The organism is Enterobacter sp. LU1 (assembly GCF_008271405.2).
GTDB lineage: Bacteria > Pseudomonadota > Gammaproteobacteria > Enterobacterales > Enterobacteriaceae > Enterobacter > Enterobacter hormaechei_C.
Genome location: NZ_CP043438.2, coordinates 2,857,547 through 2,883,114 on the forward strand (window position 1 = coordinate 2,857,547; position 25,568 = coordinate 2,883,114).

At 45.9% G+C, this 25,568-nt stretch carries 24 protein-coding genes; 8 read left to right on the plus strand and 16 right to left on the minus strand.

Features of this window, described 5'->3' with window-relative positions; all coding sequences use genetic code 11:
- The first annotated feature begins 4 nt into the window (after positions 1 to 4).
- From hisD to hisIE, 7 genes are read left to right on the plus strand one after another with little or no spacing between them, the layout of a single operon-like run.
- Positions 5 to 1,309 (plus strand): histidinol dehydrogenase, encoded by a 1,305-nt coding sequence (gene hisD / locus FZF21_RS13740; RefSeq protein ID WP_017693108.1) that lies wholly within the window; start codon positions 5 to 7, stop codon positions 1,307 to 1,309.
- Positions 1,306 to 2,367 (plus strand): histidinol-phosphate transaminase, encoded by a 1,062-nt coding sequence (gene hisC, locus FZF21_RS13745; RefSeq protein ID WP_149121282.1) that lies wholly within the window; start codon positions 1,306 to 1,308, stop codon positions 2,365 to 2,367. The genes hisD and hisC overlap by 4 nt, the downstream gene beginning before the upstream one ends.
- Entirely contained in the window at positions 2,364 to 3,431 is a 1,068-nt protein-coding gene (hisB, locus tag FZF21_RS13750; RefSeq protein WP_015572397.1) for a bifunctional histidinol-phosphatase/imidazoleglycerol-phosphate dehydratase HisB, read from the plus strand. The genes hisC and hisB overlap by 4 nt, the downstream gene beginning before the upstream one ends.
- Positions 3,431 to 4,021 (plus strand): imidazole glycerol phosphate synthase subunit HisH, encoded by a 591-nt coding sequence (hisH, locus tag FZF21_RS13755; RefSeq protein WP_063946288.1) that lies wholly within the window; start codon positions 3,431 to 3,433, stop codon positions 4,019 to 4,021. Before hisB ends, hisH begins: the two co-directional genes overlap by 1 nt.
- Positions 4,021 to 4,758: a 1-(5-phosphoribosyl)-5-[(5-phosphoribosylamino)methylideneamino]imidazole-4-carboxamide isomerase gene (gene hisA, locus FZF21_RS13760; protein WP_033487305.1), complete on the plus strand. Its 738-nt coding sequence runs from the start codon at positions 4,021 to 4,023 to the stop codon at positions 4,756 to 4,758. The genes hisH and hisA overlap by 1 nt, the downstream gene beginning before the upstream one ends.
- On the plus strand, positions 4,740 to 5,516 hold the full coding sequence (gene hisF, locus FZF21_RS13765; RefSeq protein WP_047062981.1) for an imidazole glycerol phosphate synthase subunit HisF: 777 nt from the start codon (positions 4,740 to 4,742) through the stop codon (positions 5,514 to 5,516). Before hisA ends, hisF begins: the two co-directional genes overlap by 19 nt.
- Complete coding sequence (gene hisIE, locus FZF21_RS13770; protein WP_047738825.1) at positions 5,510 to 6,121, plus strand: bifunctional phosphoribosyl-AMP cyclohydrolase/phosphoribosyl-ATP diphosphatase HisIE; 612 nt, start codon at positions 5,510 to 5,512, stop codon at positions 6,119 to 6,121. Before hisF ends, hisIE begins: the two co-directional genes overlap by 7 nt.
- A gap of 39 nt (positions 6,122 to 6,160) precedes the next feature.
- Here hisIE and wzzB read toward each other — a convergent pair whose 3' ends face one another.
- Positions 6,161 to 7,141 carry an LPS O-antigen chain length determinant protein WzzB gene (gene wzzB, locus FZF21_RS13775; protein WP_047738827.1) on the minus strand — a complete coding sequence of 327 codons (981 nt, stop codon included), beginning with the start codon at positions 7,139 to 7,141 and terminating at the stop codon, positions 6,161 to 6,163.
- A gap of 192 nt (positions 7,142 to 7,333) precedes the next feature.
- Here wzzB and FZF21_RS13780 point away from each other — a divergent pair, with 192 nt between their 5' ends.
- A complete protein-coding gene (locus FZF21_RS13780; protein WP_047738828.1) occupies positions 7,334 to 8,338 on the plus strand; it encodes an NAD-dependent epimerase in 1,005 nt (334 codons plus the stop codon).
- 49 nt (positions 8,339 to 8,387) lie between these two features.
- On the opposite strand, the gene ugd is transcribed toward FZF21_RS13780, so the two are convergent.
- The 15 genes from ugd to wecB all read right to left on the minus strand — a co-directional run bounded on the left by ugd (position 8,388) and on the right by wecB (position 25,470).
- Positions 8,388 to 9,554 carry a UDP-glucose 6-dehydrogenase gene (gene ugd / locus FZF21_RS13785; protein WP_045343191.1) on the minus strand — a complete coding sequence of 389 codons (1,167 nt, stop codon included), beginning with the start codon at positions 9,552 to 9,554 and terminating at the stop codon, positions 8,388 to 8,390.
- A 224-nt stretch (positions 9,555 to 9,778) separates the two neighbouring features.
- Complete coding sequence (gene gndA / locus FZF21_RS13790) at positions 9,779 to 11,185, minus strand: NADP-dependent phosphogluconate dehydrogenase (protein WP_047738831.1); 1,407 nt, start codon at positions 11,183 to 11,185, stop codon at positions 9,779 to 9,781.
- Between the two features lie 153 nt (positions 11,186 to 11,338).
- Entirely contained in the window at positions 11,339 to 12,397 is a 1,059-nt protein-coding gene (locus tag FZF21_RS13795; RefSeq protein WP_047354504.1) for a DUF1972 domain-containing protein, read from the minus strand.
- A gap of 8 nt (positions 12,398 to 12,405) precedes the next feature.
- The gene (locus tag FZF21_RS13800) at positions 12,406 to 13,521 is read right to left on the minus strand and encodes a glycosyltransferase family 4 protein (RefSeq protein WP_208971015.1); all 1,116 of its coding nucleotides are present in this window, start codon (positions 13,519 to 13,521) and stop codon (positions 12,406 to 12,408) included.
- 22 nt (positions 13,522 to 13,543) lie between these two features.
- On the minus strand, positions 13,544 to 14,974 hold the full coding sequence (locus FZF21_RS13805) for a phosphomannomutase (RefSeq protein WP_047738833.1): 1,431 nt from the start codon (positions 14,972 to 14,974) through the stop codon (positions 13,544 to 13,546).
- Between the two features lie 18 nt (positions 14,975 to 14,992).
- Complete coding sequence (locus FZF21_RS13810; protein WP_047738880.1) at positions 14,993 to 16,390, minus strand: mannose-1-phosphate guanylyltransferase/mannose-6-phosphate isomerase; 1,398 nt, start codon at positions 16,388 to 16,390, stop codon at positions 14,993 to 14,995.
- Between the two features lie 10 nt (positions 16,391 to 16,400).
- Positions 16,401 to 17,255 (minus strand): glycosyltransferase, encoded by an 855-nt coding sequence (locus tag FZF21_RS13815; protein ID WP_047738835.1) that lies wholly within the window; start codon positions 17,253 to 17,255, stop codon positions 16,401 to 16,403.
- On the minus strand, positions 17,252 to 18,670 hold the full coding sequence (locus FZF21_RS13820) for a hypothetical protein (RefSeq protein WP_047738837.1): 1,419 nt from the start codon (positions 18,668 to 18,670) through the stop codon (positions 17,252 to 17,254). Before FZF21_RS13820 ends, FZF21_RS13815 begins: the two co-directional genes overlap by 4 nt.
- A 16-nt stretch (positions 18,671 to 18,686) precedes the next feature.
- Positions 18,687 to 19,751: a polysaccharide pyruvyl transferase family protein gene (locus FZF21_RS13825; protein ID WP_072059665.1), complete on the minus strand. Its 1,065-nt coding sequence runs from the start codon at positions 19,749 to 19,751 to the stop codon at positions 18,687 to 18,689.
- On the minus strand, positions 19,735 to 20,871 hold the full coding sequence (locus FZF21_RS13830) for an oligosaccharide flippase family protein (RefSeq protein ID WP_149121281.1): 1,137 nt from the start codon (positions 20,869 to 20,871) through the stop codon (positions 19,735 to 19,737). Before FZF21_RS13830 ends, FZF21_RS13825 begins: the two co-directional genes overlap by 17 nt.
- An 11-nt stretch (positions 20,872 to 20,882) precedes the next feature.
- Positions 20,883 to 21,431 (minus strand): dTDP-4-dehydrorhamnose 3,5-epimerase, encoded by a 549-nt coding sequence (gene rfbC / locus FZF21_RS13835; protein WP_047738840.1) that lies wholly within the window; start codon positions 21,429 to 21,431, stop codon positions 20,883 to 20,885.
- A 2-nt stretch (positions 21,432 to 21,433) separates the two neighbouring features.
- Positions 21,434 to 22,312, minus strand: a complete 879-nt coding sequence (gene rfbA / locus FZF21_RS13840; RefSeq protein WP_048210193.1) for a glucose-1-phosphate thymidylyltransferase RfbA — start codon at positions 22,310 to 22,312, stop codon at positions 21,434 to 21,436.
- A 45-nt stretch (positions 22,313 to 22,357) separates the two neighbouring features.
- Complete coding sequence (gene rfbD, locus FZF21_RS13845; protein WP_047354497.1) at positions 22,358 to 23,257, minus strand: dTDP-4-dehydrorhamnose reductase; 900 nt, start codon at positions 23,255 to 23,257, stop codon at positions 22,358 to 22,360.
- The gene (gene rfbB / locus FZF21_RS13850) at positions 23,254 to 24,342 is read right to left on the minus strand and encodes a dTDP-glucose 4,6-dehydratase (protein WP_047354496.1); all 1,089 of its coding nucleotides are present in this window, start codon (positions 24,340 to 24,342) and stop codon (positions 23,254 to 23,256) included. Before rfbB ends, rfbD begins: the two co-directional genes overlap by 4 nt.
- A gap of 3 nt (positions 24,343 to 24,345) precedes the next feature.
- Positions 24,346 to 25,470, minus strand: coding sequence for a UDP-N-acetylglucosamine 2-epimerase (non-hydrolyzing) (wecB, locus tag FZF21_RS13855; protein ID WP_047354495.1), 1,125 nt, complete (start codon positions 25,468 to 25,470; stop codon positions 24,346 to 24,348).
- Positions 25,471 to 25,568 lie beyond the last annotated feature (98 nt).

The following is a 25,568-nucleotide window of genomic DNA, read 5'->3' on the forward strand; positions in this document are numbered from 1 at the left end:
GACCATGAGCTTTAACACAATCATCGACTGGAATACCTGTAGCGACGCGCAACAGCGCGAGCTGCTGATGCGCCCGGCAATTTCCGCCTCGGAGAGCATCACCCGCACCGTGGCGGAGATCCTTGATAACGTCAAAGCCCGCGGGGACGACGCGCTGCGCGAGTACAGCGCGAAGTTTGATAAAACTGAGGTCGACGCGTTACAGGTTACCGAGCAGGAAATCATTGATGCCAGCAATCGTCTGGGTGATGACATCAAACAGGCGATGGCCGTCGCGGTGAAAAATATTGATACCTTCCACACCGCGCAGAAATTGCAGGCGGTGGATGTGGAAACCCTGCCCGGCGTACGCTGCCAGCAGGTGACACGCCCGGTGGCGTCCGTTGGCCTCTATATTCCCGGCGGCTCTGCCCCGCTGTTTTCGACCGTCCTGATGCTGGCCACCCCGGCACGTATTGCCGGTTGTCAGAAGGTGGTGCTCTGCTCTCCGCCACCGATCGCCGACGAGATCCTGTATGCGGCGAAGCTGTGCGGCGTGCAGGCGATCTATAAAGTGGGCGGTGCGCAGGCGATTTCCGCCCTGGCGTTCGGGACGGGATCCATTCCGAAGGTCGACAAAATCTTTGGCCCGGGCAATGCCTACGTGACCGAAGCGAAGCGCCAGGTCAGCCAGCGTCTGGACGGCGCGGCGATTGATATGCCTGCCGGTCCGTCTGAAGTGCTGGTGATTGCCGACAGCGGCGCTACACCGGATTTCGTGGCCTCTGACCTGCTCTCGCAGGCCGAGCACGGCCCTGACTCGCAGGTGATTTTACTGACGCCAGATGCCGACATGGCAAAACGCGTGGGCGACGCCGTTGAGCGTCAGCTGGCTGACCTGCCGCGTGCGGAAACGGCGCGTCAGGCGCTATCCGCCAGCCGCCTGATTGTGGCCCGCGATCTTGACCAGTGCATCGCCATCTCCAACCAGTACGGTCCTGAGCACCTGATTATTCAGACCCGCAACGCGCGCGAACTGGTCGACAGCATAACCAGCGCAGGCTCGGTGTTCCTCGGGGACTGGTCACCGGAATCCGCCGGGGATTACGCCTCCGGCACCAACCACGTGCTGCCTACGTATGGCTATACCTCAACCTGCTCCAGCCTGGGGCTGGCGGATTTCCAGAAGCGCATGACCGTGCAGGAACTCTCCCGCGAGGGATTTGCCTCGCTGGCGTCGACCATTGAAACCCTGGCCGCCGCCGAGCGCCTGACTGCCCACAAAAATGCCGTGACGCTGCGCGTTGCCGCCCTGAAGGAGCAAGCATGAACATCGAAGAATTAGCCCGCGAAAATGTCCGTCGCCTGACGCCCTATCAGTCTGCGCGTCGTCTGGGCGGGAACGGCGACGTCTGGCTGAATGCCAATGAATATCCCACGGCGGTGGCCTTTGAGCTCTCGCAGCAGACGCTGAACCGCTACCCGGAGTGTCAGCCGAAAGCGGTGATCGAGAACTATGCCCAGTATGCAGGCGTGAAGCCTGAGCAGGTGCTGGTCAGCCGCGGGGCGGATGAAGGGATTGAACTGCTGATCCGCGCCTTCTGCGAGCCGGGTAAAGACGCGGTGATGTACTGCCAGCCCACTTATGGGATGTACAGCGTCAGCGCCGAAACCTTTGGCGTGGCCTGCCGCAACGTGCAGGCGCTGGACAACTGGCAGCTGGATTTGCAGGGCATTGCCGATAACCTCGACGGCGTGAAGGTGGTGTTTGTCTGTAGCCCGAACAACCCGACCGGGCAGATTATCAATCCGCAGGATATCCGTTCTCTGCTGGAAATGACGCGCGGCAAAGCGCTGGTCGTGGCCGACGAAGCCTACATTGAGTTCTGCCCGCAGGCGACGCTGGCAGGCTGGCTTGAAGAGTATCCGCATCTCGTTGTGCTTCGTACCCTTTCCAAAGCCTTCGCCCTCGCCGGCCTTCGCTGCGGATTTACGCTGGCGAATAAAGCGGTTATCGACCTGCTGCTGAAAGTCATCGCCCCGTATCCGCTCTCAACGCCGGTTGCCGATATTGCGGCACAGGCGCTGACTCCGCAGGGCATCAGCGCGATGCGCGAGCGTGTGGCGCAGATCCTGGAAGAGCGTCAGTATCTTGTCGATGCCCTTAAAACGATTCCGTGCGTGGAGCAGGTGTTCGACTCGGAAACCAACTACATCCTGGTGCGCTTCACCGCCTCAAGCGCGATATTTAAATCGTTGTGGGATCAGGGCATTATCTTACGAGACCAGAATAAACAACCTACCCTGAGCGGCTGCCTGCGTATTACCGTCGGCACCCGTGCAGAGAGCCAGCGCGTGATTGACGCCCTGAAAGCGGAGAAAGTATGAGTCAGAAGTATCTCTTTATCGATCGTGACGGCACCATCATCTCGGAGCCACCCAGCGATTTTCAGGTCGATCGTTTCGACAAGCTGGCCTTTGAACCCGATGTGATCCCGGTGCTGCTGAAGCTTCAGAAAGCAGGCTATAAGCTGGTGATGATCACCAACCAGGACGGTCTGGGCACCGACAGCTTCCCGCAGGTAGACTTTGACGGCCCGCACAACCTGATGATGCAGGTGCTGACCTCGCAGGGCATCGCCTTCGACGAAGTGCTGATCTGCCCGCATATGCCTGCCGACGAGTGCGACTGCCGCAAGCCAAAAGTGAAGCTGGTTGAACGTTATCTGGCGGAAGAGGCGCTGGATAAAGGCAACAGCTATGTGATCGGCGATCGCGTCACGGATATCACGCTGGCGGACAACATGGGCATTGCGGGCCTGCGCTATAACCGCGACACGCTAAACTGGGCGATGATTGGCGAGCAGCTCACCCGACGCGACCGCTATTCCCACGTTGAACGCAACACCAAAGAGACGCAGATCGACGTGAAGGTCTGGCTCGACCGCGAAGGCGGCAGCAAGATCCACACCGGCGTCGGTTTCTTTGACCACATGCTGGATCAAATCGCCACTCACGGCGGCTTCCGCATGGAGATCACCGTTAAGGGCGACCTGTATATCGACGATCACCACACCGTGGAAGATACCGGCCTGGCGCTGGGCGAAGCCCTGAAGCTGGCGCTCGGCGACAAGCGCGGTATCAACCGCTTCGGCTTTGTTCTGCCGATGGACGAGTGCCTGGCGCGCTGCGCGATGGATATCTCCGGGCGTCCGCACCTTGAATACAAAGCCGACTTTACCTACCAGCGCGTGGGCGATCTCAGCACCGAGATGGTGGAACACTTCTTCCGCTCGCTTTCTTACACCATGGGCCTGACGCTGCACCTGAAAACCAAAGGCAAAAACGATCACCACCGCGTCGAGAGCCTGTTCAAAGCCTTTGGCCGTACCCTGCGCCAGGCGATCCGCGTGGAAGGTGACGCCCTGCCCTCGTCGAAAGGAGTGCTGTAATGAACGTGGTGATTCTGGACACCGGATGCGCCAATCTGAACTCCGTACAGTCGGCGATTATGCGCCACGGCTACGAGCCGGTGGTGAGCCGCGACCCGGACGTGGTGCTGCGCGCGGATAAACTCTTTCTGCCGGGCGTTGGCACCGCCCAGGCGGCGATGGATCAGATCCATGAGCGCGAGCTGGTGGATCTCATCAAAGCCTGTACTCAACCGGTGCTGGGCATTTGCCTCGGCATGCAGCTGCTTGGCCGCCGCAGCGAAGAGAGCAACGGCGTTGATCTGCTGGACATTATTGAAGAAGACGTGCCGAAAATGACCGACCACGGCCTGCCGCTGCCGCACATGGGCTGGAACCGCGTTTATCCGAAGGCGGGCAACAGGCTGTTCCAGGGTATTGAAGACGGCGCGTACTTCTATTTTGTTCACAGCTACGCCATGCCCGTGAATGCCTACACCATCGCCCAGTGCAATTACGGCGAGGCGTTCACCGCCGCCGTGCAGAAAGATAACTTTTACGGCGTGCAGTTTCACCCGGAACGCTCCGGCGCCGCCGGTGCGCAACTGCTGAAAAATTTCCTGGAGATGTGATGATAATTCCCGCTTTAGATTTGATTGACGGCACGGTTGTTCGTCTCCACCAGGGCGATTACGGGCAGCAGCGCGACTACGGCAACGACCCGCTGCCGCGGTTACAGGCTTACGCCGCCGAGGGCGCTGAGGTGTTGCACCTGGTCGATCTGACCGGCGCGAAAGATCCGGCCAAACGCCAGATCCCGCTGCTTAAAACACTGGTGGCTGGCGTGGACGTCCCGGTGCAGGTGGGCGGTGGCGTGCGTACGGAAGCCGATGTTGCCGCCTTACTGGACGCGGGCGTGGCGCGCGTGGTAGTGGGTTCGACCGCTGTGAAAGATCCTGAGAGTGTCAAGGGCTGGTTCCGCCGCTTCGGTGCGGATGCGCTGGTGCTGGCGCTGGATGTGCGCATTGACGCGCAGGGTAACAAGCAGGTCGCGGTCAGCGGCTGGCAGGAAAACTCCGGCGTAACGCTGGAAGAGCTGGTCGGGATGTATCTCCCCGTAGGGCTGAAGCACGTCCTGTGCACGGATATTTCACGCGATGGTACGCTCGCAGGCTCTAACGTCTCGCTGTATGAAGAGGTTTGCGCGCGTTATCCGCAGGTGGCGTTTCAGTCCTCTGGCGGTATCGGCGACCTGGCGGATATCACCGCTCTGCGCGGAACCGGTGTACGCGGCGTGATCGTGGGTCGCGCGCTGCTGGAAGGCAAATTTACGGTGAAGGAGGCGATTCAATGCTGGCAAAACGGATAATTCCCTGCCTGGACGTGCGTGATGGTCAGGTTGTAAAAGGCGTGCAGTTCCGCAACCACGAGATCATTGGCGACATCGTTCCACTGGCAAAACGCTATGCCGAAGAAGGCGCAGACGAACTGGTATTTTACGATATCACAGCCTCCAGCGATGGCCGCGTGGTGGATAAAAGCTGGGTGGCGCGCGTGGCAGAGGTGATTGATATTCCCTTCTGCGTGGCGGGCGGGATTAAATCTGCTGACGATGCGGCGAAAATTCTCTCTTTCGGTGCGGACAAAATTTCGATTAACTCCCCTGCGCTTGCAGATCCGGAGCTGATTACGCGTCTGGCGGACCGCTTTGGCGTGCAGTGCATTGTCGTGGGGATCGACACCTGGTTTAATACCGCGACGGGCAAATATCACGTTAACCAGTACACCGGCGATGAAAGCCGCACGCGCGTCACCCAATGGGAGACGCTGGACTGGGTGCAGGAAGTGCAAAAACGCGGCGCGGGTGAAATTGTGCTGAACATGATGAACCAGGACGGCGTACGCAACGGTTACGACCTCGAGCAGCTGAAAAAGGTGCGCGCGGTCTGCCAGGTTCCGCTGATTGCCTCCGGCGGCGCAGGCACCATGGAACACTTCCTTGAAGCCTTCCGCGATGCGAACGTAGACGGCGCGCTGGCCGCTTCCGTGTTCCACAAACAGATTATCAATATTGGTGAGTTAAAAACGTACCTGGCCGACCAGGGCGTGGAGATCAGGGTATGTTAACAGAGCAACAACAGGCGCAGCTGGACTGGGAAAAAACTGACGGATTACTGCCGGTGGTTGTACAGCATGCCGTTTCAGGCGAAGTGCTGATGCTGGGATACATGAACCAGGAGGCACTGGCAAAAACGCTCGACAGCGGCAAGGTGACGTTTTTCTCGCGCACCAAACAGCGCCTGTGGACGAAAGGGGAAACCTCGGGTCACTTCCTGAATGTGGTCAGCATTACGCCAGACTGCGACAACGACACCCTGCTGGTGCTGGTCAACCCGATTGGGCCGACCTGCCATAAAGGCACCAGCAGCTGCTTCGGCGAGGCGAGCCACCAGTGGCTGTTCCTCTATCAGCTGGAACAACTGCTGGCAGAGCGTAAGTCAGCGGATCCTGAGAGCTCGTACACGGCAAAGCTGTACGCCAGCGGCACCAAGCGTATTGCGCAGAAGGTGGGTGAGGAAGGCGTTGAAACGGCGCTGGCGGCCACTGTGCATGATCGGGAGGAGCTGACGAATGAAGCGTCGGATTTGATGTATCACCTGCTGGTGCTGCTCCAGGATCAGGAGTTGGATTTAACGACGGTGATTGGGAATTTGCGGAAACGACATAAATAAAAAAAGACCGGGGAGACCCGGTCTTTTTTTGTGTGTAAATCAGGCTCGTGGCTTGTAGTTTCTCAGCGCGTTACGGCCAAGGACGACAGCAGAACCGATGATCCCGCCGAGGAGAACGGCAAGGATGAGGGTGATGGCCTTTTTAGGGCTGTCACGACGGATAGGCAGATTAGGTTTCATGACGTAACGATAGACGTGAATAGTGTCTGGGTTAACGTTGAGGTTCTGAATATCCAGTAAGTTTTGTTTGGTCTGGTAGTAAGCGCCTGAGAAGACCAATGGTCGGGTAGACTCATGTTGAATCATCGAACTCAACGCCTCAGTACCGAGCAGGAATAAAGTATCTTGAGTAACATCCTGAGTTTGCTGGATTTTTGGGGTAGTAATCTTCGCCGCTTCAGCAAACTTCAATGCTTCAATTATTTGCTTGATGCGCAGTTCCTTTTGCTCCTGCGCTACTTTCTCCTGGTTTTCCAGCGAGTCGTTTAAGGTAGTGATCTGTTGCTTAATGTTATCTTTCAAGTCAACGGTTAATTCTTTAGCCGTTTGCTCATCAATCTGTTGAATATATTGCGCTAACTGCTTTTGGGCGGCCTCAGCCGACTCTCCAGTATAGCTCACACTGAGCGGCAGTGACTGCCCTTTAACTGCTGCTTCAATGCTCAGTTCCTCTGGTACTTCCTGATTTTCAAGAGCCTGAGACAAAGCAGAAAAGGAAGAATTAAAACGGCCAATAGCGCGGGTCTGTATGTCCAGCATTGAAGGTGCGGCAGAACCATAAAGGATATTTAATGCATTCGAATAAGTCGCAATTTGCGCCGCATCAGGCTGTGCGATGATGGCGGATGAAGTCCATTTTTCTTTGGCAAAAGTCAGATAGCCAACCGCAAGTACGATGAATAAAACGATAACAGCACCAATTAGCCACTTACCACGCCACAGCTGTAGTACCAAATCCAGTAAATCAATTTGCTCCGGGTCATTGTTGCGTGTGACCAGGTTATTGTTGTTTTGCGTCATACAATCCCTAACAGATGAAAAAGGGCAAAAATAATCTTGTTTCCTTAGTGTATCTGTTGCTGGCGATTTTTCTATAAGAATCCGATGAGTTATATCGGAAAGATGAGTTATGTAAGTGAAGTGCGACGCGCTATCATAGTCGGATTCTGATGTCCTGGGACATCAACAAGAACACTGAAAATGAGGGAAACTATGAAATTTCTGGTAACGGGCGCGGCGGGCTTTATCGGTTCTCATGTCAGCAAGCGCCTGCTTGATGCAGGGCATGAAGTTGTTGGGCTTGATAATCTGAATGATTACTATGACCCTAACCTCAAACTCGCTCGCCTCGAACTGTTCAAATCCGAGAGTTTCACCTTCCACAAGCTGGACTTAGCGGACCGCGAGGGCATGGCTGCGCTCTTCGCCAATGAGAAATTTGACCGCGTAATCCATCTTGCCGCACAGGCGGGTGTCCGTTACTCGCTGGAAAACCCGCATGCCTACGCTGATGCAAACCTGGTAGGTCACCTGAACGTGCTGGAAGGCTGTCGCCACAATAAGGTTCAGCATCTTCTGTATGCGTCATCCAGCTCTGTGTACGGCCTCAACCGTAAGATGCCGTTTTCTACTGACGACTCCGTAGATCATCCGGTATCGCTGTATGCCGCAACCAAAAAAGCCAATGAGCTGATGTCGCATACCTATTCGCATCTGTATAACCTGCCGACCACTGGCCTGCGCTTCTTTACCGTCTATGGCCCGTGGGGGCGCCCGGACATGGCGCTGTTCAAATTCACCAAAGCCATGATTGAAGGCAACAGCATCGACGTATACAACTACGGCAAGATGAAGCGCGACTTCACCTATATCGATGATATTGCGGAGGCGATTATTCGCCTACAGGACGTCATTCCTCAGGCAGATGCCGACTGGACGGTCGAAACCGGTTCGCCAGCAACCAGTTCTGCCCCGTATCGCGTGTATAACATTGGTAACAGTTCACCTGTCGAACTGATGGATTACATCACCGCGCTTGAAGAGGCGCTGGGCAAAGAAGCGGTGAAAAATATGATGCCGATCCAGCCGGGGGACGTGCTGGAGACCAGTGCGGACACCAAAGCGCTGTATGACGTTATTGGGTTTAAACCACAAACCTCAGTCAAAGAAGGCGTGAAAAACTTCGTCGACTGGTACCGCAACTTCTATAACGTTTAAAAACAAAAAACCCGGCAGAGTGCCGGGTTTTTTTATATCACGATTTTAATCAGTCGCTGCCGAACAAATCTCGGGTATAGACTTTATCTTTCACGTCCGCCAGCTCTTCCGCCATACGGTTGGAGATAATTACATCCGCTTCTTTCTTGAATGCATCCAGATCGCGAATGACGCGAGAGTGGAAGAACTCGTCTTCCTGCATGGCCGGTTCATAAATAATGACCTGCACGCCCTTCGCCTTAATACGCTTCATGATCCCCTGAATGGAAGAAGCGCGGAAGTTATCGGAACCGCTCTTCATGATCAGGCGATACACGCCCACCACTTTCGGCTGACGCGCCAGAATGGAATCCGAGATGAAGTCTTTACGCGTGCGGTTGGCATCCACAATGGCGGAAATCAGGTTGTTCGGCACCGCCTGATAGTTAGCCAGCAGTTGCTTGGTATCTTTTGGCAGGCAGTAACCACCGTAACCGAAGGACGGGTTGTTGTAATGGTTACCGATACGCGGGTCAAGACACACGCCCTCGATGATCTGACGGGTGTTCAGCCCCAGGCTCTCGGCATAGCTGTCCAGCTCGTTGAAGTAAGCCACGCGCATCGCCAGATAGGTGTTGGCGAAAAGCTTAATCGCCTCTGCCTCGGTAGAATCGGTGAACAGCACCGGAATATCTTTTTTGATTGCGCCTTCCTGAAGCAGTGCAGCAAAACGCTCTGCACGCTCGGAACGCTCACCAATCACGATACGGGATGGGTGGAGGTTATCGTATAACGCCCTGCCCTCGCGGAGAAATTCCGGCGAGAAGAAGACATTATCAATACCCAACTCTTCTTTAATCGATTTGGTGAAGCCCACTGGAATCGTCGATTTGATGATCATCACCGCGTTAGGGTTGATTGCCGTAACGTCTTTGATCACCGCTTCAACGGTAGAGGTATTGAAGTAGTTGGTTTTAGGATCGTAGTCTGTTGGGGTGGCAATGATGACAAAATCCGCATCGCGGTAGGCGTCTTCTTTATCCGTAGTAGCGCGGAAATTAAGCGACTTATTAGAAAGGTAATCCTGAATCTCTTTATCTACAATCGGCGATTTCTTCTGATTGAGCATATCCACTTTGGCCTGCACGATGTCCAGCGCAACCACTTCATGGTTTTGTGCAATCAGAATACCGTTTGAGAGACCAACATAGCCTGTTCCGGAGATTGTTATTTTCATTCGCTAATGACTTCTGTGAGTTAACTGTACAAATGGTCGCCTGACCATCGCGATAAACCTGACTGTTGGGCTTTGTACCTCCTGGCCGACAGAACTGTCAAGGCAAACCAGGATTAATCCCTATGAGTGGGCTGACATTCAGACTTCTTCGAAAAAGTCGGCATTTTCAGGATAAAAAAAACCCGGAGAATTCTCCGGGTTATGTTCACAGCCAGTTGATTAAATTATTCCATCCATTCGGTATGGAATACACCGTCTTTATCGGTACGTTTATACGTATGCGCACCGAAGTAGTCACGCTGTGCCTGAATCAGGTTCGCTGGCAGAACGGCAGCACGATAGCTGTCGTAATATGCCACCGCAGCGGAGAAGGTCGGAACCGGGATACCATTCTGCACCGCGTACGCAACAACATCACGCAGCGCCTGCTGATATTCGTCAGCAATTTGTTTGAAGTAAGGTGCCAGCAGAAGGTTTGCGATACCCGCATTCTCAGCATAGGCATCGGTGATTTTTTGCAGGAACTGAGCGCGAATGATACAGCCGGCACGGAAGATCTTCGCAATCTCACCGTAGTTCAGATCCCAGTTGTTCTCGTCAGATGCCGCGCGCAGCTGAGAGAAGCCCTGCGCGTAAGAGACGATTTTACCCAGATACAGCGCACGGCGCACTTTTTCAACGAACTCCGCTTTATCACCAGCGGGTTTAGCCTGCGGGCCAGACAGCACTTTAGATGCTGCAACGCGCTGCTCTTTCAGAGAAGAGATATAACGTGCAAAGACGGATTCGGTAATCAGGGACAATGGCTCACCCAGATCCAGAGAGCTCTGGCTGGTCCATTTACCGGTGCCTTTGTTCGCGGCTTCATCCAGAATCACATCAACCAGGTATTTACCCTCTTCATCTTTCTTGGTGAAGATATCTTTGGTGATGTCGATCAGGTAGCTGTTCAGCTCGCCTTTGTTCCACTCGGTGAAGGTCTCTGCGAGCTCCTCGTTGGAGAGGTTCAGGCCGCCTTTCAACAGAGAGTAGGCTTCAGCAATCAGCTGCATATCGCCGTATTCGATGCCGTTGTGAACCATTTTCACATAATGACCAGCACCGTCAGGACCGATATAGGTCACGCACGGCTCGCCGTCTTCAGCGACGGCTGCGATTTTGGTCAGGATTGGCGCAACCAGTTCGTAGGCTTCTTTCTGTCCACCAGGCATGATAGATGGACCTTTCAGAGCGCCCTCTTCACCGCCGGATACGCCGGTACCAATGAAGTTGAAGCCTTCAGCAGACAGTTCACGGTTACGTCGAATGGTGTCGTGGAAGAAGGTGTTACCGCCATCAATAATGATGTCGCCTTTATCCAGATACGGTTTCAGTGAATCGATAGCAGCGTCGGTACCTGCGCCCGCTTTCACCATTAACAGGATACGACGAGGTGTTTCCAGAGACTCAACGAACTCTTTAACCGTATAGAAAGGAACCAGTTTTTTGCCTGGATTCTCAGCGATGACTTCTTCGGTCTTATCACGGGAGCGGTTGAAAACGGAGACGGTATAACCACGGCTTTCGATGTTGAGCGCCAGGTTGCGCCCCATCACTGCCATACCGACAACGCCGATCTGTTGCTTGGACATTACATACTCCTGTCAGGTGTGGTCGCCACGAAAAAGACGTGGCTTGAATGTATCTTTGATGTTAACTCAGGTTCAGAAAAAATGGGTAGTGGAAGATGCTGTTAACCATGCCCTGTTAACTGTCGAAAAGGGAGTGACTTGTCTTTGGGGTTGCTAATTGTAGGTCTGTTCATACAAACGCGTAATTTCTGACCACTGGTATCGACGGTAAGCAATTTCTGCCATATCCTTTCCAGACTGTGGAAGTACAGAGGATTCTATATTTTCAATTATCTCTCTTAGATGATTGCTTGAAGAGAAATAATGTGCTTTATCTTCAGTCGTGTAGCGATTGAAATTACAATCAAAAGCCAAAATATCCATACCAAATTGCATCGCTTCAACCAAGGATGGATTTGTACCGCCAGCGCTGTGGCCGTGAACATAGCCTTTACACTGACTTCGCAAATCGAAAAGTACCGAAATATCGTATATAGGATCAATAATTTCGATATTATCAAATTTACTGTACTTATTTTTTAAAGCGAGGCCATATTCACTATTATTCCAGTTACCAACGAATTTGAGTTTATATGGTGTACCGGCGAAGGATTCGAGAATCATAGAAACGTTATTTTCAGGCTCGATACGGCACAGCGAAAGATAAAAATCAGATTTCTGGTCAGGAACCACTCGCCCCTTGATAAGCGCATGTTCTCCGCCATAAGCAATAACCTGATTATTCTTATTATATTCAGACTTAACATAATCACCAATAGCCTGATTATCAGAAATAACAACATCAGAACTGAACACAGCTAACTTTTCAGAAAATTTTAGGAAGGATTTAGCCATACGTCCCCACTTCTCTCGTCGCCACTCCAGACCATCAATATTGGTAACTATTTTAGAATGTGAAAAAAGTCTAAATATTGGCAGTACGACACATCCCGACACCCCAAGAATCAGGACAACATCATGCTTTTCCTTGAGGCAACGGAATAAGCTATAAATATCATAGAAGATACTTGAGGCTCCATTCGCCTTTAGGGAAATATATTCAAGTCGGGCATTTTTATAATGCGCTGGTTTATTTTTATAGTGCTTTGATGAACAGAAAACTGTATAGGTTACATCTTCACTTTGGTAATCTACCAGGTTTTGCACCAGAGATTCAAAACCGCCATAACATGCAGGGATCCCAACAGTGCCAACTACCGCAATTTTCTTCATAGGATTGTTCATTTATTATGTAATTGAAGTGACAGTTTGTAGCCTTCAAGTGTCTGTTCAGCAGTATGCGCCCAGGTGAAATTAGAAACGATACGCTCTTTTAATTTCGTATTAAAAGGCTTCTCCATAACATCAATCACCCCCTGACGTATAGAGGACACCTCACCCGGCTCACAATACACAGCCATATCTTCAAAATAATATTGAGTATCGCCGCGATCCGTCACAAGCACGTTACAGTTCATCATTGCGGCTTCAAGTGTTGAAAGCCCTGGGGTTTCCATCCAGGAAATTAACGCATGAGCTTTAGCAACTTTATATAATGCAGCAAGCTCTTCCTGTGAGACATGCTCGATAAAAATAACGTTATCACCAGCCTCGCGTTTACATTGTTCGTAATAGCCTAAACTATTAGGACTAGGCTTACCTACTAATACCAGTTTGTATGGGAGGTCTTTACATGCACGAATAAGTTCTAACTGACACTTACGAATTTCGATGCGTGCGGCACTAAGTAGACAACCTTCAAGGTGTTGATATTTGGAGGCTTCTGTAGCATCAAAATTAAAGACATTTAAGTCAACGGCATTCGCCACAGAAACCCCAGCCTTGCCTGGTAATCCCATATCGTGACGGACACGTTCAAGCTCAGTAGGACTATTAGGGAGAAGCACATCGACAGCTCGTGCAATCTCTCGCTGGGCTCTAATATGACCTTTTAACAGATATTCTATAGTTCCTGAATGAAAATTCCTATTTTTTATAATACGCATTGCCGTTTTTAGATATTCGACTTTGCTTTCCTGGAAATTATTTGCGACCCAACGCTGCAATCCGACACGCGATTTTTGATCGCACTCATAATAAGTCCCCCATATGGTCGAAAGCACCATGGGTTTATTTTTCTCTTTAGCTTGTCGGACATAATGGAGAATGTCCTGAGGATTCCTTAAATTGAAAAAATGAATCAAATCGTAATTATCGAAATTTATTTCACCGCCATCGAAAATATCAATCGAAACACCGATCTTTTCCAGATATTGTTTCGTTTTGAGTAACTGAATGGTATCTCCACCAGGACCACTGAATAATGTTGGCCGGGAAATAAATAATACTTTCATCATAAAAATTATTCCTTACTGATATTCAGGTTAAAGAGAGGTGTTTGAGTTTTTCTTTGCAAGATAACACAAGCTCTTTAGCCGAACTCTCTTCGGATGCTTCTGCATAAATTCTCAATTCAGGAGCATTGCCTGAAGCTCTAAGGTGAAGTATAGATGAGTCTGTTAGCGTCATTCTGACGCCATCGGTATAATCAACTTTATCTAAACCAACATTCAGACCAAGATAAATCAGAAGTTCTTCAGGCTTATCTTTACCAAGGGAAATTAAACGTGTTGACTCGTGAGAAGGAAAAGCCTGAATCCGATCAGAATAAGTATATCTTTGCGGCAGTAAGTTTAATGCAGCCTTAATCCCGGTCTTCGCATAGGCAGCTAAAACTACCAGTGCAGGAAGCACAGAATCTCGGGTTGGTAGCGGGCCAATAAAGTTATCGCCCTGACGGATTGCACTCGCCAGAATAAATCCACCATTTGCTTCGAAGCCAGCGACAGTCTCATGACGAGAAATTAATGTTGATAAGCCGTCGATTACATAAGGGGAACCTATTTTAGTGTACAACACTTCATCGAATTTGCAGCATTGATTCAAAAGAGTATTGGATGAGACGGGGGTCGCAACAGCTTTAACACCAAGGGCAATAGCGGTTAGAATGCATAAAATATCACCACGCAACCACTCACCATTTTCGTCTGTTAAAAGCGGTCGGTCGCCGTCACCGTCCGTTGAGAATATTGCATTAAGGTTAAATTGATTTCTCCAGTCGCGGGCTTTTTGCTTATCTTCCTCAGATACGGCTTCAGTATCAATGGGAACAAATGCTTGAGTTCTTCCTAAGGATATTACTGTAGCGCCGAGTTTTTCAAAAATGCTTGGATAAACATCTCGGCCAGAACTCGAATGCTCGTAAATTCCAATGCGGAGTCCCTTCAGACAATCAGCTGGGAAAAAACGAGTATACCTTGCTATGTAATTTTCTTTTGCAGATTCATCTATTGTCAATGTTTCAACATTTTCGCAGTCATTCAACGGGATGTCGCAATTCGTAATATCAAGCTCATCCTGCTTAGTGATTTCGCCAGTTGAAGTATAAAACTTCAGCCCATTCCTATCGAAAGGAATGTGGCTACCAGTTACCATTATTGCTGGCACACCTTTACTAAGCGAGTGATACGCTAAGGCAGGTGTCGGGATAACACCATAAAAACGATAATTAACGCCGAGATTTTTTAAGGCGTTAGCACAGCTCAACGCTATACCATAGCTACTAGGACGATTATCGATAGCAATGAAAACTTCGTCTGTTTTTTTTGATTTGCTTACTACAGTAACGAAATTTGAAACGTAAGCGCGCACAACCAAATCAGTAAACGCTTCGACCATGCCACGCGCACCGCTTGTACCAAACATTATGGTACTGTTATTTATAATATCCTTTGTAGATAAATTATTCATGAGCAGTTTCCTTAACCATTAATCCCTGTAAATATCGTCTTCTTCGAGATATGAGCCAGACTGAATTTCAATAACTTCCAGAGGGATACGACCATTATTTTTAATGCTGTGCATTATTCCAATAGGAATATACGTAGATTCATTTTCGGTAACAAAGAAATTTTCTTTTCCCTTTGTTACATATGCCGTTCCTTTAACAACTATCCAGTGCTCAGCCCGATGATGATGATACTGCTGAGAGATGCCTGCCCCTGGATTAATAACGATCTTGTTTACGATATAATTATTACTTCGGGTGATACAACGAATATTTCCCCATGGGCGAAATACTTCACTATGCAGAATATGTTCTTTACGTTTTAAACGACTCAGCTCTTCTACCACCGTTTTAACGTTCTGCACTTTATCTAAAGAAGCAACCAGTAATGCATCCTGAGTTTGCACAACTGCGAGATTTTCAACACCAACTAATGTCACGAGTGAATCTGACGAATACATATAGTTATTCGTACTATCAACACAAATAGCGTCACCGATCTTCGCATTTCCCGATTTGTCTTTTTGTGATGTTTCCCAAAGCGATAGCCAAGATCCCACGTCACTCCATTGGGAAGAAAATGGAATAACTGCACTTCGTTCGGTATGTTCCATCACTGCATAGTCAATTGAGTTTTTTGGAGAACAGCTAAAAGCTTCGGCATCGACCCGTAAAAAATCCATATCAGCTTGAGAATTTAGTAATGATTTTTCGCAAGCAGAAAATATATCAGGAGCATACTTTTTCAATTCGTCTAAATAGGTGGATGCTTTGCATACAAACATGCCACTGTTCCAAAAATAATTGCCTTTCTTAAGATATTCTTCAGCTTTTTCGAAAGAAGGCTTTTCAACAAATGACTCAATCTTAAATAAATTGTTGTCAAGCTCATCACCAGAGCGGATATAACCATAGCCGGTTTCTGGTTTATTTGGAACAACCCCAAAAGTAACAATATAGCCCTCTGCAGCAGCATTAACACCTTCTGTTACCAGAGCAGTAAACTTATCTTTATCTTCTATATGATGGTCTGCAGCTAAGACCACTAATATCGCATGCTTATTATAAGTTAAAGCATGAAAGGCTGACAAAGCAATGGCTGGTGCAGTATTTTTTGCTTCAGGCTCAAGGATAATCTCTGCTTTTTTATAATTAATCGTACGAAGTTGTTCCGCTACAATAAAACGATAATCTTCATTACTCATAATAATAGATCTTTCATGATCTATATCATCAAGACGCGCTATTGTCTCCTGCAACAACGTCGTTTCGCCAATCAGTTTCAAAAATTGTTTAGGATATGTGGATCGGGAGAGTGGCCATAAACGGGTGCCGGAACCGCCAGCCATAATTACAGGAACGATATAATTATAATCCATTTTCATAATCTCACTTATTCTGCTGCAGACCTTTGATATATCCACTCAACATATAATAATACATCGGCAAGGCGATTAATTTCTTATGTTTCAGCAACATAACAGGTATTGTTATCGGGAAGAGTATCAACGCAACGAAGCGAGCTAAATATTTCTTTTTATCAAGGCGGTGATATCCATCCCCTATCCCATAGTTGATTAGCTTAGATTTTAATTCCTTAAAATCAACTGGAAGATCCCAATAAACAAATGCGTCATAGGCTATAATTATGCGATCAGTTTGTTCAAAAGCACGCAAGATAAATACGGTATCTTCTGCCGTATAAGAATCTTCCGGATACCCCCCTGCGCGCTCCCAAATATGTTTTTCAAAACCCAGTGAACGAGAACTTGGTAAAAAGCTTTTAGCTGGCGTATCTGGTGGTAGCGCTGGACAAAAAATGTCAGCTGTGTATTCCTGGAATTTGTTTGTTACTCGAGCCTTGTATGTTCCAGAAACAATCTCCGCCCCTTCATCGAAGCATGCCTTCATGTTTTTAACCCAGTCTTTGTCAACAATACAACCTGCATCAGTGACTAAAATATGATTATATTTTGCATTGCGGATTGCCACATTTCGACCGCGAGCGATTGGCCCCTTCGAATACTTTTTGCAACACTCAGGATCCACAATAACATTTAACTCACATTGACCAGCCAGACCAGAGAAAGCTTCTTTGATAAGTTCAACTGTATTGTCGCTGGAACCTCCATCGACAATGACAATTTCATCAGGAATATCGGTCTGATTAAGAATGGAATCACAAAATCGCTTGATTGATGCAGCTTCATTGAAGACAGTTGAAATTAACGTAACTTTATTCATGAATGTGTAGCCTTGTCAGAATTATTTTGAATAGTACTTACCTGATTCTTCAATAAAGCAAGTGTGATAAGTATTGACAAAAGCAATGCATATTCAACACGAACATAAGAGTTATAAATCAGAAATATTGAGAGTACTGATAAATAGTATTCATTAGACTTAAAGAAATAAACAAACAGCGCAAAATGTACAAAAAGATACAACAGCAGAAGGAGCAAACCACCACGCAACAAGTTTGCTGCAATGAATGAGTGAGGGAAGAAATATCTATTCCCTAGTCGCTCCTTTTCAGAAAAACTTTTACTGTCTAGTGCCTCAAGAATTGGCAGCGGATATTTATCAAAATTGAAACTGCCAGAGAGACCATAGCCTAAGAGGACCTTCATCTCAGAACTCTCGTTCCCATCAAGTATATTAATAACTTCATACTGCCTGACTTTTCCTGAACCAGACATCTCCTTGTTTTCCTGAAAAACATTCAGATCAGAAACTTTCCACAATAAGAAATTATATAAATTTGGATTGGTAACCAATACTGCGAAACATAGAACAGTAAAGAATGGTATTATTTCCATCATAACTTTAAATTTTAGTTTTATTTTTTTCGATAATAAGAAAGAAAAAAACAGGGTTATGATAACTATACCAATTAATGCTCGACTCAAAGAGAATAGTGAGATATAGAATAGAATCCTATAAACCATCGATCTTTCGAAAATAGTTTTATCTTTAGTCTGTAAAAAAAGAATGAACGTTATTACCGAAATTAAAGGCTGAGTAAAATAATCCCAAGATGGAGTGCCTAGAGTAAAATCATAAGCAATAAATAAAATAACTCGCAACCCGATAATTACAGGCAGAAATATTAAGAAACTTTGTAACTGTGCCTTAAGCTCTTGTTCTTTCCAATTTGAAAGAAGTAAAAATACGCATATTAATACTATGTATATTTTTACATTTGTAATTGCGATGGATAAATCAAAAGGTTGATCATTGATAACTGTAATGAATACCAACCATGCCAATAAAAGCACTACCGCAGAGACTGCAATTCCGGACGCTCTACTAAGTTTGAATTTATTGAAAACAACTATCGCCACGGGTAGCGTTATGATTGCCCAATAAAATAATGTCAGCGGACCAATTTTTACAGTATTTACTGTATTATAGAAAATTTCGTTTGAACTTAATGAATCATAAAGAAAAAGTATATCTCTGGGATATTCGGGGATCAAAAAAAGTAAAAATAAACTTACTTCAATAAGCTTTTTTTTCTTAAACAATCCATAATATATCAATATAAAAAATGCTAATATCGAAATTAGCATACCTGCCATATTATCAGCAAAAAATGTTATCCATGCGAAGGACATTAGTGACCAGAATAAAATTCGGCCAAATTCATTTCGACTCATGACCTCTCCAGTGATGTTAGCCTGTCACCACATCTGTTAGCGTTTTTAAAGCTCGTTGTTTCTCATCAGTTATGTTCGTTATATTCAGATTAGTGCAGGTCATTTGTTCTAATTCAAGATTATCAACCAATGATGATCCATCGAACACACATGGAGAAAAATACATATGCTCTAAAAAAGCATTTATTTTGGGAGAATATGTAAAGGCAACTAGCGGAACTTTATACAATGTGGCAAAAACTATCGAATGCAATCTCATCCCTATATGGTATTTAGACAGAGCAATTTTTTGTACAGATTCATTTTCGTTACAAAAATGAAATTCAATAGTATCAGGTAGATGCTTACATAGTTCGCGATGAAACTCATGATCGTTATTTATTGCATGTTGATGCATCGAAACAAAACAAATATTTGATATACCTGTGCGTTCAATAACATTATTAATTGCAACTGTATAATTGTGGATCAACTTCTCATCAAAAACATAAGCGTAATGACCAGAAACAGAAATAAAGGATTCATTTTCATGTGATTGATCTGAATTGGCATAAATTCCATTTAACAGGACAAGATCTCCACCCAACTCACATTTTTTTAACCGAAAATCATGCATTGCTTTTTGATATGATTTATTATCACGAAAAACGACAAATGTTGAAAATTGAAGAATTAAATTAACAATTATTTTTGCCCAGTTTGTGGTCAAATGACCAATTCCTACCCCGACAAAATAATTTTTCGTTCCAGTAATAAAACAGAAAAGAGTAACAATAAAAAGTAATATAAGACCAGAGTAACCGGTGTTTTCATCTTTATAAAAGCAGGTTCCCCCTCCCCAAACAAGTTTTTCAGACCTCATTAACGCACACAGAAAGCGTAATTTATTTTTAAGCCCTGCCAATGGCTTAAAAGTAACACCGTCTTCAATTTTTTCTTTATCATAATTACCGAAGACATTAATATTTTCGTAGCGTCGTGAACGTTTGATAGCCTGGAGGCAGACATCAAGCATTACGTCATCGCCAAGATTTTTAAAGCCGTAATAGCCCCATAACGTGATTTCAGATTTTTTTTTCATTTTCACAGATCGTAATAAGATATAGCCAGCCAACCAAGCGTGACAGCAGTACAGCATATGCCATCCCGATTTCACCGAGGTAGGTTATCAAAGGGTACGATGAAACAATCATCACCAGTAACTGGGTGATCTTCAGATAAAGTAATCGGTTGTTAGACTGATGGTAGAGAACACTTTCCTTGTCAGTAAAGTACAGACCCACAGAGAAAGCTATGGTAAGAATATACATGATATTTGCTGCTGACTCGTAGGTGTTACCATATAATAATGAAAGCACCCACTTCGAACATATGAGATACCCTAATATGATAAAAGCGATGAAAAATATTTTTTGTTTTTTTTGCACATTTTGAATACCAACTTTTACCAACACGGCCATCACCGATGAGTTAAGTAACGGTATTAGCATACAAAGTGTGCTTGCGACAAAGTAATTTGCTGCGTTAAATCCCATTCCATCGATGATAATCACGTCTACACGCATCAATAATGCAACGATAGCTGTCACCAAATACAGCTTAAATATTACTGGTAAATCATCTTTAAAATAATAATTTTTATGTGGAAAACTCAAAGATATATATCGCCCACTAATAATATAAACAATAGAAACGATATAGGCAACGGTAAGCCCCATCAAGGCATAAATAACATTAGTGGGATAGACAATCACAGCGGTTGTGACAAAACCTAATTTTACAGCATTGCTTAGCACATTATTAAAGGAATAACGTCCCCAAGCCTCATCAATTTGGTTAAATATATTCAGGACTTTATGAACGGTCATCAACAAGGAGGCAAAAGCACATAATACGCTGTTGATACCCCAGTAATAATAAACAACAGGTAATAAAAGTATAAATATACCAATCATGCCAACTATAGCCATACTCGCTAGCATTTCACAGTGATGTTTATCTTTTTTCTTATAAATTACAATTAGTGAAGATGAAAGACCGAATTCAAAAATCGCACTAAGGATGACTGTTGCATTAATGAATACGGCTAGCTGGTTAAACTCGGCTACAACAAGATATTTTGCAGCAACAACATTCACCATGAAAGTTAAAATTGCTGACAGTAAACCGCCAGCAAAAGTAACAAATATTGATTTGTTCATATTTATTAATATCAGAAATAGCGTGCAGATGCGAAAATTGGTAATTCCTCATCCTTTTGAGATAGAGCAATATTCAATTCACCCAGCGGCCAAAGAATATTTAATTCTGGATCATTCCAGATCACACCGGCTTCTGATTCTTTATGATAATAGTTGGTCGTTTTATATACGAACTCTGCGTTTTCACTGAGTGTTAAGAAACCATGGGCAAAGCCTTCAGGGATCCATAATTGACGTTTATTTGTTGCTGACAGATGAACACCGACCCATTGACCAAAAGACGGTGAGGCTTCGCGTACATCAACCGCAACGTCAAAAACCTCGCCAACAATGCAGCGTACTAGCTTTGCTTGTGCGTAAGGAGGCATCTGATAATGTAATCCTCTCAAAACCCCTCCACTAGATTTTGAATGATTATCCTGTACAAAATCGACATGGTGTCCTACCGCCTCGTTGAACATTTTTTGGCTAAAGCTTTCATAAAAGAACCCTCGCTCGTCGCCAAAAACTGTTGGCTCAAAAATTTTTACATCAGAGATAGATGTTTCAATTACTTTCACGCTCAAATATCCTTTACTAATTTAAGTAAATACTGACCGTAAGCATTCTTTTTAAGCGGTTCTGCCAACTTTTTAACCTGCTCTGCGTCAATAAAGCCTTTGCGGTATGCAATTTCTTCCGGACATGCCACTTTCAAGCCCTGACGTTCTTCTATTGTCGCAATGAAGTTGCTGGCTTCAATCAGACTCTGATGCGTACCTGTATCTAGCCATGCATAACCGCGCCCCATCATGGCGACAGAAAGGTTTCCTCTTTCAAGATACAAGCGGTTAATATCTGTAATTTCGAGTTCACCGCGCGCAGAAGGCTTGAGATTTTTTGCCATCTCTACAACTTCATTATCGTAGAAATACAATCCAGTTACCGCATAATTACTTTTAGGCTCAAGTGGTTTTTCCTCAAGACTAATAGCAAGACCGGATTCATTAAACTCAACTACACCATAACGCTCTGGATCATTTACGTGATAAGCAAAAACGGTAGCGCCCTTTTCATTGCTAACGGCGGCCTCAAGTTCTTTAGGCAAATCATGCCCGTAGAAAATATTATCGCCTAAAACAAGTGCACAATTGTCTTCACCAATAAACTCTTCACCGATTATAAAGGCTTGTGCTAATCCATCTGGACTTGGCTGAACCTTATATTGCAATGATAATCCCCATTGACTTCCATCGCCGAGCAATTGTTCAAAGCGTGGCGTATCCATTGGCGTGCTGATAATAAGAATATCTTTAATGCCAGCAAGCATTAATGTTGTTAATGGATAGTAAATCATTGGCTTATCATAGATTGGAAGCAATTGCTTACTTACTGCCATTGTCACCGGGTAAAGACGTGTCCCGGATCCACCTGCCAAAATAATTCCTTTACGCGTAGTCATTCTTTTTCTCATAAATGGTTTGCTCATTCGAGCGAAGCAAATTTGTTACGCTCGTTGAGCTAAGAATAATTCTGCTAACATGCGTTTGACCCCAGTATCCCAGTCAGGTAATGTCAGCGCGAAGTTTTGCTGAAATTTTGACGTATCCAGACGTGAATTATGTGGCCGTCGGGCTGGAGTCGGCCAGGCTTCTGTCGGTACGCCATTCAGCGTTTCCAAAGAAAGTTCGATACCTGAGCGCTTTGCCTCTTCAAAAACCAACTTAGCATAGTCATACCATGTTGTTGTCCCTGATGCGACAAGGTGGTATACACCAGCTAATTCAGGTTGAGTAATAACTGACTTGATAGCATGCGCGGTGCAGTCAGCTAACAGTTCAGCCCCTGTCGGAGCACCATACTGATCGTTAATGACCGACATTTCCTTGCGCTCTTTTGCAAGGCGTAACATCGTCGCTGCAAAATTATTTCCTTTACTGGCATAAACCCAGCTTGTCCGGAAAATGAGGTATTTACGGCATGAATTCTGAACCGCTAATTCGCCCGCTAATTTCGTTTCACCGTAAACATTTAATGGGGCTGGCGTATCACTTTCAGACCAGGGTTTGTCACCTGTACCTGGAAATACATAGTCCGTTGAATAATGAACAACCCACGCTTCAATCTTTTCCGCTTCTCTCGCAATAGCTTCAACGGCTGTGGCATTAATGAGTTGTGCCAGTTCAGGTTCTGATTCAGCTTTATCAACCGCTGTATGTGCAGCGGCGTTTACAATAACATCTGGTCTGAGCTTACGAACCGTTTCGGCTACCCCTTCAGGTTTGCTAAAGTCGCCACAATAGTCCGCTGAATGGACATCAACTGCCGTAACTTTACCTAAAGGGGCCAGTGCGCGCTGGAGTTCCCAACCGACCTGACCAGACTTTCCGAATAGCAGAATGTTCAAGCGTTTCGATCTCCGTAGTTCTCTTCAATCCAGGTCTTATAGGCACCACTTTTTACATTCGCAACCCACTCTTGATTATTCAGATACCATTGAACCGTTTTACGTATGCCTGTTTCAAAAGTTTCTAATGGTGTCCAGCCAAGCTCGCTACTAATTTTTTGTGCATCAATCGCATAGCGACGATCATGCCCCGGTCGATCGCTAACAAACGTTATCTGTTCTTCATAAGACGTTTCTTTAGGCACCATTTCATTAAGCAAATTACAGATAATGCGGATCACTTCGATATTTTGCTTTTCGTTATGCCCACCGATATTGTAAGTCTCCCCTACTTTTCCTTGGGTAACAACGGTATAGAGCGCGCGGGCATGATCCTCAACAAATAGCCAGTCACGTATTTGATCGCCTTTACCATAAACCGGCAACGGTTTCCCTTCGAGCGCGTTCAGAATAACCAACGGGATTAATTTCTCAGGGAAATGATATGGCCCATAATTGTTTGAACAGTTAGTAACAATTGTTGGCAGCCCATATGTTCGGAGCCACGCTCGCACTAAATGATCGCTTGCAGCTTTAGATGCAGAATACGGACTACTTGGCATATACGCCGTTTCTTCAGTGAAAAGCGGTAATGCTTCTCCTTTTGAAATTTCATCTGGATGTGGAAGATCGCCATACACCTCATCGGTGGAAATATGATGGAAACGGAATTTCTGCTGAGCTGGTTTATCTAAGGTTGACCAATATGCTCGAGCTGATTCAAGTAAAGTATACGTACCAACAATGTTGGTATTGATAAATTCCGCTGGCCCGGTGATTGAGCGGTCAACATGGCTCTCTGCGGCCAAATGCATAATCGCGTCCGGTTTATGTTGTTCGAAAACGCGATCCAACTCATCTTTATTGCAGATATCAACTTGTTCAAAAACATATCGCTCATCATCGCTGACGGAGGTAAGCGATTCGAGGTTGCCGGCATAGGTCAATTTATCAACATTGATAACCTGATCAGCCGTATTGTTAATTATATGCCGAATAACGGCTGAACCAATAAACCCAGCACCGCCAGTAATTAGAATTTTCATAATTTATTTGGAAGTAAGTGTATTAACAATAACTTTTGATGAAGTGCCATCGCCATAAGGATTATGAGCGAAACTCATCGCGTTATAAGCCGCCTCAGACTCGAGAAGATTGTTTACTTCATTAACAATACGGTCTTTATCTGTACCAACAAGCTTAACTGTTCCCGCCTGAACGGCTTCAGGTCTTTCAGTGGTATCACGCATCACTAAAACAGGTTTGCCGAGGGAAGGTGCTTCTTCCTGAATCCCGCCTGAATCCGTTAATATCAGATAAGATTTGTCCATTAAATAAACAAAAGGCAAATACTGTTGTGGTTCAATAAGATGCACATTATCGATACCTGCAAGGATACGATTAACCGGCTCTCTAACGTTTGGATTCATATGGACAGGATAGACAATCTGAACATCATTATGCTGCTTTGCCAGCATTGCTAATGCTTCACAAATATTCTCAAAGCCCCGGCCAAAACTCTCGCGGCGATGCCCAGTAACCAATATCATTTTTTTATTAACAGACAAGAAAGGGAAACTCGCTTCTAGCTCACTGGCCATAGCAGTATTATTATCAATCTTATCTTTTGCTATATGCAATGCATCAATCACTGTATTTCCGGTAACAATTATTTTATCTTCATTATAGCCCTCATTGATTAGATTCGCTTTAGAAGACTCTGTCGGTGCAAAATGATAATTAGTTAATACAGAAGTTAGTTTTCGATTTGCTTCTTCTGGCCACGGGGAGTATATGTTCCCTGTACGTAGACCGGCTTCAACATGGCCAATAGCGACTTTCTCATAATATGCGGCTAAACTTACTGCAAAAGTGGTTGCTGTATCGCCATGCACGAGAACAATGTCAGGCTGGAACTCCTGAAGAATAGGTTTTAGATTGAGGAGAATAGCTGAGGTGATATCATTAAGAGTTTGCCCTGCTTTCATTAAATTCAGATCGTAGTCTGGAGTAATTTCAAATAAGTCCAGTACCTGATCTAACATTTCTCTATGTTGTGCAGTTACGCACACCTTTAGATTGAGCTGTGGGTTATTTTTGATTTCAGTAACCAGAGGAGCCATTTTTATTGCTTCAGGTCGCGTTCCAAATACAATCAAAACTTTTTTCGTCATTGTGAGTTTTCACCTAATATGTTTGATATCTAACCAAACGTCCCGTGAGTGTACGTATTGTCCGTGTAACAAATCACTGTAAATGCAAATGGCTGAGA